This is a genomic window from Isoptericola maris (genome assembly GCF_048065335.1).
GTDB classification, from domain to species: domain Bacteria; phylum Actinomycetota; class Actinomycetes; order Actinomycetales; family Cellulomonadaceae; genus Isoptericola; species Isoptericola rhizosphaerae.
The window spans coordinates 4,067-13,916 of sequence record NZ_JBLUNY010000019.1; the positions used below are offsets into that span (position 1 = coordinate 4,067).

General features: G+C 69.2%; 5 protein-coding genes. All 5 read left to right on the forward strand.

Annotation, left to right across the window (positions count from 1 at the left end; genetic code table 11):
- The first annotated feature begins 108 nt into the window (after window positions 1-108).
- Window positions 109-1,647 (forward strand): sugar ABC transporter ATP-binding protein, encoded by a 1,539-nt coding sequence (locus ACH5HR_RS16915; protein WP_416479016.1) that lies wholly within the window; start codon window positions 109-111, stop codon window positions 1,645-1,647.
- Window positions 1,647-2,723: an ABC transporter permease gene (locus ACH5HR_RS16920; protein ID WP_416479017.1), complete on the forward strand. Its 1,077-nt coding sequence runs from the start codon at window positions 1,647-1,649 to the stop codon at window positions 2,721-2,723. Before ACH5HR_RS16915 ends, ACH5HR_RS16920 begins: the two co-directional genes overlap by 1 nt.
- A complete protein-coding gene (gene yjfF / locus ACH5HR_RS16925; RefSeq protein ID WP_172152629.1) occupies window positions 2,723-3,769 on the forward strand; it encodes a galactofuranose ABC transporter, permease protein YjfF in 1,047 nt (348 codons plus the stop codon). Before ACH5HR_RS16920 ends, yjfF begins: the two co-directional genes overlap by 1 nt.
- A gap of 156 nt (window positions 3,770-3,925) precedes the next feature.
- Window positions 3,926-7,075 (forward strand): beta-xylosidase family glycoside hydrolase, encoded by a 3,150-nt coding sequence (locus ACH5HR_RS16930; protein ID WP_416479019.1) that lies wholly within the window; start codon window positions 3,926-3,928, stop codon window positions 7,073-7,075.
- 157 nt (window positions 7,076-7,232) lie between these two features.
- On the forward strand, window positions 7,233-9,850 hold a 2,618-nt coding region (locus tag ACH5HR_RS16935; RefSeq protein ID WP_416479021.1), incomplete at its 3' end, for a family 43 glycosylhydrolase.

Genomic DNA, 9,850 nt, shown 5'->3' on the forward strand with positions numbered 1-9,850 from the left:
CCCGCCTTTCGTGACCCACCCCCCGGGGGCCCCCCGCGGGCCGGGGGGCCGCGCCCCGCGGCAGGGGCGCCGGCCCGGCCCCCTGCCGCGACCCACGGAAGGTCAACGATGACGAGCTCTCCGAGCGCGGACCGGCCGGTCGTCGAGATGTCCGGGATCTCCATCGAGTTCCCGGGCGTCAAGGCGCTCGACCAGGTCGACTTCAGGCTCTTCCCCGGTGAGGTGCACGCCCTGATGGGTGAGAACGGCGCCGGGAAGTCCACCCTCATCAAGGCGCTCACCGGCGTCTACGGCATCGACGCCGGACGCATCGTCGTCGACGGCGCCGAGCACCGCTTCTCCGGACCGGGCGAGGCCCAGGACGCCGGGATCGCCACGGTGTACCAGGAGGTCAACCTCTGCGAGAACCTCACCGTCGCGGAGAACATCATGCTCGGGCACGAGCCCCGGCGGCTGGGCGCGATCGACTGGCGCGCCGCCCGCCGTGCCGCGGCCGAGCACCTGGCCACGATGGGCCTGGACATCGACCCCGCGTCCTCGCTCGGGTCGCACTCCATCGCGATCCAGCAGCTCGTGGCGATCAGCCGCGCCATGGTCGTCGACGCCAAGGTCCTCATCCTCGACGAGCCGACGTCGAGCCTCGACGCCGACGAGGTCGCCCAGCTCTTCGCCGTCGTGCGGCGCCTGCGGGACCAGGGCGTCGCGGTGCTGTTCGTGTCGCACTTCATCGAGCAGGTCTACGAGATCTCCGACCGCATGACGGTGCTGCGCAACGGGCAGCGGGTCGGCGAGTACCGGACCGACGAGCTCGACCGGCTCGAGCTCGTCTCCACCATGATCGGCCGGTCGATGGACGTGCTGGAGGACCTCCAGGTCTCGACCAAGCACGCCGTCGACGTCGAGCAGGGCGCCACGCCCTACCTGTCGGCGGTCGGGCTGGGCCGCAAGGGCGACGTCCGGCCGTTCGACCTCGACGTCTACGCGGGCGAGGTCGTGGGTCTGGCCGGACTGCTCGGCTCGGGGCGCACGGAGGTGGCCCGGCTGCTGTCGGGTGCCGACCGTGCCGACAGCGGGACCACCCGGATCAAGGACGTCCCCACGCGCCTGCGCAACCCGCGTGCCGCGATCTCCCAGGGCATCGCGTTCTCCTCGGAGGACCGCAAGTCCGAGGGTGTCGTCGGCGACCTGACCGTGCGGGAGAACATCGTGCTCGGGCTCCAGGCGGGCCGCGGCTGGATGCGCCGCCTGCCCCGCCGGCAGGTCGACGAGATCGTCGAGAAGTACATGGCGGCGCTCAACGTGCGGCCCGCGAACCCCGACGCGCTGCTGCGCAACCTGTCGGGCGGCAACCAGCAGAAGGTGCTGCTCGCGCGCTGGCTCGCGACGGCCCCCGAGCTGCTGATCCTCGACGAGCCGACCCGCGGCATCGACGTCGGGGCCAAGGCCGAGATCCAGAAGCTCGTCGCCGAGCTCGCCTCGCAGGGCATGGCCGTCGTCTTCATCTCCGCCGAGCTGGAGGAGGTCCTGCGCCTCAGCCACCGCATCGGCGTCATGCGGGACCGGCGCAAGGTCGCCGAGATCGTCAACTCCGAGGACGTCGGCGTCGACGACGTCGTCGAACTCATCGCGAGCGGAGGAGAGCACTGATGCCTGCCACGACGGGATCACGCACCCGCCCCGCCGGCCCGACCGGGCTGCGCAACCTCACCCACCACACGCTGTTCTGGCCGGTCGTCGCGCTGGTCGCGCTGCTGGTGGCCAACACGATCTTCAGCCCGGACTTCCTGTCCGTGTCGATCCTCGACGGCCACCTGTTCGGCGCGCCGATCGACATCCTGCGCAACTCCGCCCCGCTGCTGCTGGTGTCGTTGGGGATGACGCTCGTCATCGCGACCCGGGGCATCGACCTCTCGGTGGGGGCCGTCGTCGCCATCGCCGGTGCGCTGTCGCTGAGCTTCATCGCCACGGCGCCCGACCCCGGGGCCGTGTCGACCGTGATCATCGCCATCGCGATCGCCCTGGGGCTGTGCCTGGTGCTCGGCATCTGGAACGGCTTCCTCGTCTCGGTCGTCGGCATCCAGCCGATCATCGCGACGCTGATCCTCATGACCGCCGGTCGCGGCGTGGCGATGCTCATCACCGAGGGGCAGATCACCACCGTCACCAGCGCACCGTTCAAGACGCTCGGTGCGGGCTTCTGGCTCGGGCTGCCCGCCGCGGCGCTGATCGCCTACGGCGTCTACCTGATCGTCGCGCTCATCACGCGGCGCTCGGCGCTGGGCATGCTGGTCGAGGCGGTCGGGATCAACCCGTCGGCGAGCCGGCTGGCGGGGGTGCGGGCGCGCACCATCGTCTGGACGGTGTTCGCGCTGTCCGGGCTGTTCTCCGGGCTCGCGGGTCTGATCCTCGCCTCGAACGTCATGGCGGCGGACGCCAACAACGCCGGCCTGTTCATCGAGCTCGACGCGATCCTCGCCGTCGTCATCGGCGGGACGTCCCTGCAGGGCGGCAAGTTCTCGTTGTCGGGCACGCTCGTGGGCGTGCTGATCATCACCACGCTGACGCTGACCGTGACGATCGTGGGGATCTCCCCGCTGGTCACCCCGCTGTTCAAGGCGCTGGTGGTGATCGCGGTGACCCTGCTGCAGTCGCCGCGGGTCCGTGACAAGCTCGCCGCGCGCGCCCGCCAGCGCGCGGCCCGGCCCGAGGAGGTGGCCGCCTGATGGCGACGACGACGCCCCAGCACACGGTGGAGGGCTCCGGGCCGGGAGCCCCGCGGCCCGGCGGCTCCGGACCGGCCCGCATCGCGCGGCGCCTGCGCATCGACCGGCGCTACCTGCCCGTGGTCGGCACGTTCGTGGTGCTCGCCCTGATCCTCGCGATCGGCGGCGTGCGGTACGACAACTTCCTCTCGGTCGGCGTGCTGGCGAACCTGTTCATCAACAACTCGTTCCTCATCGTGCTCGCCGTCGGCATGACGTTCGTGATCCTCACCGGCGGCATCGACCTGTCGGTGGGTGCGGTGCTGGCGCTGTCGGCGGTGAGCGCCGCGTACCTCATCGACGCCGGGGTGCCGGTGGCGGTGGTGCTGCCGGCCGTGGTGCTCATCGGGTCGATCATCGGTCTGCTGATCGGGCTGATGGTCCATGTGTTCGAGGTTCAACCGTTTATCGCCACGCTGGCCGGCATGTTCTTCGCGCGCGGACTGTGCTTCGTCATCGCCCCGGAGTCGATCCCGATCACGGACGAGACGTTCGTGGCGATCGCGGGCTGGGACACCTGGATCGCCGGCCAGTGGCGCATGACGACGAGCGTGATCGTCGCGCTGGTCGTCATCGGGATCGCCTTCTACCTGCTGCACTTCACCCAGTTCGGCCGCACGGTCTACGCGATCGGCGGCAGCGAGCAGTCGGCGCGGCTGATGGGTCTGCCGGTGGCCCGCACCAAGGTGCTCGTCTACGTGATCTCCGGGACGTGCGCCGGCCTCGGGGGCCTGCTGTTCGCGATGTACTCCCGCTCGGGGTACTCGCTGACGGGCGTGGCGATGGAGCTCGACGCGATCGCGGCGGTCGTCATCGGCGGCACCCTCCTGACCGGGGGGACCGGGTTCGTGCTCGGTTCAGTGCTGGGTGTGCTCGTGCTGGGCCTGATCCAGACGATCATCACCTACGAGGGCACGCTCAGCTCCTGGTGGACCAAGATCTTCATCGGCGTGCTGCTGCTGGTCTTCGTGGTGCTCCAGCGGGTGCTCAGCCTGCGCAAGACCTGACCGACGTCCCGTCCCGCCGCCCGTGCGGCGGGACGGGTGCCAGTCCGGACGACCCAGGGAGGTGCCAGACACCAAGATGTGAGCGCTAACAAAGATGTTGGCGCACGGGGCCAAGCACGTTCCAGCTTTGCTCAACGACGAGAAGGAGAAGTGACCGTGAGATCGACGACGACGTCCCGGAGGCTCGGCACGACGCTGCTCGGCGGACTGTGCGTGACCGCACTGACGGCCGGGCTCGCCACGGCCGCTGGTACGGAACCGGCGGAGGACGACCTCGGCCTGACGACGACGGACAACGGAGACGGCACGTACGGCATCCCGCTGCTGAACAGCGACGTGCCGGACGTGAGCGTGACACGCGTCCCGGCCGCCGAGAACGACGAGGGCCGCGACGTCTACTACATGGTCAGCACGACGATGCATCTGAGTCCCGGTGCACCGATCATGAAGTCCTACGACCTCGTCAACTGGGAGATCGTCAACTACGTCTACGACCGCCTGGGGGTCGACGACGTCTCGTCCCTGCGCAACGGGCAGAACGGGTACGGACACGGCCAGTGGGCGTCCTCGCTGCGCTACCACGACGGTCGGTTCTACGTCGTCTTCAACACGAACAATCTGGGTGGCGCCTACCTCTACAGCACCGACGACATCGACGACGGCAGCTGGGACCGGGTCGCCCTCGGTCGGGCACTGCACGACCCGTCGCTCTTCTTCGACGACGCCGACGGCGGGACGCCCTACATCTTCCACGGTTCCGGGGGCACCAGCGCTGTGCGGCTGTCGGACGACCTGACGCAGATCGTCGAGGAGTACCCCGACATCATCCGCGCGAGCGACCACGCCGACGAACCGTTCGCCGGAGGGCTGTTCGAGGGCGCCCAGGTCCACTACATCGACGGCGAGTACTACATCGCGATCATCACCTGGCCGCCCGGCCAGGGACGCCAGGAGGTGATGTTCCGTTCGGAGCACCTGCTCGGACGCTACGCCACCCCCGACGGCAGCGACCCGTACGAGGCGCGCCGGGTGCTCGACTCCGACGGTTTCGCCCAGGGCGGCCTGGTCGAGGTCCCGGACGGCGACGGGGGCTACGAGTGGTGGGGCATGTTCTTCCGGGACACCTACCCGCTCGGACGCATCCCGGCACTCATCCCGGCCACCTGGCAGGACGGTTGGCCCACCTTCGGAGCCGAAGGCGTCGTGCAGGTCGGCGACGTCTTCGACAAGCCGATCACGCTGTCGCCGCAGGAGCTGCGCCGCGAGCGCCTCAAGAGCATCGTCGCCTCGGACGACTTCGCCAACGACGCCGAGCACCATGCCTTCAGCGACACGGTCTGGCAGATCCCGGACGCACCCTCGTACGACGAGGGCCTGCTCGGCATCGAGCTCGTCGAGAATCCGGGCTTCGAGGACGCCACGACGGAGCCGTGGGCGGCGCAGTACGGCGCCACGCTCACCCGCGAGACCGCGTCCCCGGCGTCGGGCAGCGCCGCGTTGGGCGTCGGTGACCGGACGCTCAACGGGTCCGGCCCGTACCAGCAGCTCGACGGCACGATCCAGGCGGGCATCACCTACGACCTCTCGGCGCGGGTCCGGTTCGACGCCGGGCCCGACAGCATGCGTTTCCACCTGGTCGGGGACTGGGGCGACGGGGTGGAGGTGCTCGTGGCCGACGACGTTCCGCGGGGGGAGTGGGCCACGGTTCAGGGCACCGCCACCATCCCGAGCGACGCCGACGTGAGCACCGTCAAGATCGCGGTCGAGACACCGTGGGGCAACCCGCAGCCGGAGACGTCGGCGGTCTCGTACCTCCTGGACGACGTCTCGGTCGTCGGCCGGCAGCCGGATCTCGAGCACGCCACGGCCGACGAGGTCTCCTACAACGGTTCGGACCTCGACCTCGCCTGGCAGTGGAACCACAACCCGGACAACCGCTACTGGACGCTCACCGACCGGGAGGGGTGGCTCCGGCTGACCAACGGTCATGTGGTCACCGGCCAGGCCGAGTACACCAAGGCTCCCGGCCGCGACCTGACGTACCTCGAGGAGGCGCGCAACGTCTTGGGCCAGCGTACGTTCGGACCGACGTCGTCGGCGGAGACCCGGATGGACGTCTCCGGGATGCATGACGGCGACGTCGCCGGACTGGCGGTCTACGGGCGCAGCTTCGCCTATGCCGCCGTCCAGCAGGTCGACGGCGAGCGCACGCTCGGACTCGTCACACGGCTCCAGCCGTTCGATGAGGAGATCGACCGCGACGAGGTCGAGTCCTTCGTCCCCGGCACGACGGTGGACCTCGGCGACAGCACCGACGTCCACCTCAAGGCGGACGCCGACTTCGCCGCCACGCCGGGCCAGCTGTGGGTGCAGTACTCCGCGAGTCTCGACGGGCAGAACTGGCAGCCGCTCGGTCCTGCGCAGGGTCCCCTGGTCATGGACTGGAGCCTGTCGCACTTCATGGGCTACCGGTTCGGTCTCTTCAACTACGCCACGGAGCGCACCGGTGGAGTCGTCGACTTCGACCACTTCCTGCTCAGCAGCACGCTGGGCTCCGAGGTCGACCGCTCGAGCCTGGACGCGCTGGTCGAGGAAGCCACCGCACTCGACGAGGAGGACTACACCCCGAAGTCGTGGGCACGGCTCTCCGACGCTCTCGACACGGCACGGTCCACCACGGCACCGTCCACGCAGAACCAGGTCGACGCGCCCGCGCGGGAGCTTGCCGTGGCCGTGGCTGCACTCGTGCCGCGGGTTGCTGAACTCGTCGAGGTGACGCCGGTGCGTCCGACCTGGGTCGATGAGTGTGGTCCGGGCAATGTCACGGGTGCGCCGTTGCCGGTCGTCGAGGGGGTGGAGTATGTCGAGACGAGGAAGAACGACGGTGGGGTGCAGGTCGTGGCCACTCCGGTGGAGGGGTACGTCCTGAGCGACAAGCCGTCGTCGACGAAGAACCCGGAGTCGTGGACGTGGACGAAGGGTGACTCGGGTGAGGAGTGCCCGCCGGAGTATCCGGTGTGGGACGCCTCGGCGGTGTACTCCGCGGGGGACCGGGTGACGTTCGACGGCGCGGTGTTCGAGGCGACGTGGTGGACGCGGGGCGACGAGCCGGGGGCGAACGTCTACGGCTCGTGGCAGGAGATCGCCGAGACCGCCGAGGGTGTCGCGGTGTGGACACCGTCGCGGATCTTCACCGCGGGTGACGTCGTCGTCCACGACGGCGAGAACTACACGGCGCGCCGGTGGACCCGGAATCAGGAGCCGGCGTGGTCCGCGTGGGGCCCGTGGGAGGCGACCACCGACTGACCTCAAGACGCCGTGCGAAGGCGATCGGCCGTTGGCTCACGAGTGGGTGGAGCCGACCTCTTCTCCACGGTGCTGCGGCGATCACGTGGACGGCATCGTCCGTGCACGGTCTCGCCGGAGCGTTGCAGAAACCAGGAACGAACTCAAGGAGGAGCAGATGGTATTGCACAGACCGAGGCGGGGACGCCTTCGCGCGACCGCGGCCGGAGTCGCGACGGCCGCGCTACTGAGTGCAGCGTTCGTCAGCACACCGTCTTTCGCTGCGGACGAGGAGCTCGTCGCCAATGGCGGGTTCGAGGACGGGACGACGGGTTGGTTCGTCAACGACGGCAACTCGACAGACTCGGCCGTGCTGGCCACGACCGCCGACGCCCACTCCGGCGCCGCCGCGGCGCTCACGACCGATCGGGCCACCACCGGTTCGGGCCCGCTGCAGGACCTGAGCGGGGTCGTGCAGGCAGGTGAGACGTACGAGCTCAGCGCGCGCATCAAGTACGACGACGCGGCGTCGCCCGCCACGAAGCAGTTCTTCGCCACCATGCACTACGGCGGGTCCACGTACGAGAACCTTGTGGACACGGTTGCGACGAACGGCGAGTGGGCCACGCTCGAGGGGTCGTTCACGATCCCCGAGACGCAGGACGTCACCACGGCCCGGCTGTTCTTCGAGACGCCATGGACGGCGGACCCGGCGGCCGACCCGGCCACCCATCTCATGGACTTCGTCCTCGACGACGTGTCCCTCGTGGGGGCCGAACCCCCTCCGCCGCCGTCGACGACGATCGAGGTGGTCGGCAAGAAGCCCGGTGAGCACAACCCGCTCATCTCGCACAAGTTCGGCGCCGACGCCTTTGGGTTCGTCGACGACGGCCGGGTCTACCTGTACCTGACGAACGACACCCAGGGCTATGCGCCCGACCCGGAGACCGGCATCTCGCCGGGAATCAACTACGGCGACATCAACCAGCTGACCGTGATCTCGTCGGAGGACCTGGTCAACTGGACCGACCACGGTGAGATCCAGGTCGCCGGTCCGGACGGCATCGCTCCGTTCACCAACAACTCCTGGGCCCCGGGCATGGCGAAGAAGGTTGTCGACGGCGAGGAGAAGTACTTCCTCTACTACGCCAACGGCGGCGGCTCCAGCAACGTCATCACGGGTGATTCGCCCCTGGGCCCCTGGACGAGCGACCGTGACAGTCTGCTCATCGGCGGGTCCACGCCCGGTGCCGAGGACGTCGCCTGGAAGTTCGACCCGGCGCCGTTCGTCGATGTCGACGGCACGCCGTACCTGTACTTCGGCGGCGGCCCGCCGCCGGCGGACATGCCAGACGCGGAGAAGTACAACAACCCGAAGAACCTCCGGGTCATCGGTCTCGGTGACGACATGGTTTCCACCGAGGGCACGGCCGAAGTCGTCGACGCTCCGGTCGCCTTCGAGGCGGCGCACGTGTTCGAGCGCGACGGGCTCTACTACCTGACGTACTCATCGCACTTCGGCGGACCGGACTTCGGAGGCTCGCAGACACCCGAGCCGGGGTACCCCGGCGGAGGTCAGATCGGCTACATGATCTCCGACGACCCGACGGTGTTCCCCAAGGAGACCTACGAGGGCGTGCTGTTCCCGAACCAGTCCGAGTTCTTCGGCGCCGGTACCGGTGGCAACAACCACCAGTCGGTCTTCGAGCTGGACGGTTCGTACTACATGACCTACCACGCGCCGACGCTGAACAAGCGGATCAACGGCAGCACGACCCAGGGGTACCGCAGCCCGCACATCCAGGAGCTGTCTTTCAACGAGGACGGGACAATCCAGCAGGTGGTGGGCGACTATGCCGGTGCGGAGCAGGTCAAGGACTTCGACCCGTATCGTGTCGTCGAGGCCGAGACCTTCGGGTGGCAGCAGGGACTGGCGACGGTGGAGATCACGGACGCCTCCGCCGAGTTCGGTGCCGGCGCGCCCAACCTGATGGTCGAGGACATCGACGACGGCGACTGGTCGGCCCTGTCGTCGGTCGACTTCGGTGAGAACGGGGCCGCGCAGATCGGGGCCCGGGTCCGACCGCTCGTCCAGGGCGCGAAGATCGAGGTCCGCCTCGACTCGCAGGACGGCCCGCTCGTCGGGACCGTCGCAGTGGACGGGACCGTGGGGGAGTGGAGCGAGGTCAGCGCCACACTCGACGGTGCTGTCGGCGTGCACGACGTCTACCTGAGCTACCACGGCCCCACCGGTGAAGACCTGTTCGAGGCCGACTGGTGGGAGTTCGCCCAGGCCGAGGACGAGCTGGTCGAGGTGACGCCGGAGCGTCCGACCTGGACGGACGAGTGTGGTCCGGGGAACGTCACGGGTGCGCCGTTGCCGGTCGTCGAGGGTGTGGAGTACGTCGAGACCCGTAAGAACGACGGTGGGGTGAAGGTGGTGGCGACTCCGCTGGAGGGTTACGTCCTGAGCGACAAGCCGTCGTCGACGAAGAACCCGGAGTCGTGGACGTGGACGAAGGGTGACTCGGGTGAGGAGTGCCCGCCGGAGTTCCCGGTGTGGGACGCGGAGTCGGTGTACACCGCGGGTGACCGGGTGTCGTTCGAGGGGTCGGTGTTCGAGGCGACGTGGTGGACCCGGGGCGACGAGCCGGGGGCGAACGTCTACGGCTCGTGGCAGGAGATCGCCGAGACCGCCGAGGGTGTCGCGGTGTGGACACCGTCGCGGATCTTCACCGCGGGTGACGTCGTCGTCCACGACGGCGAGAACTACACGGCGCGCCGGTGGACCCGGAA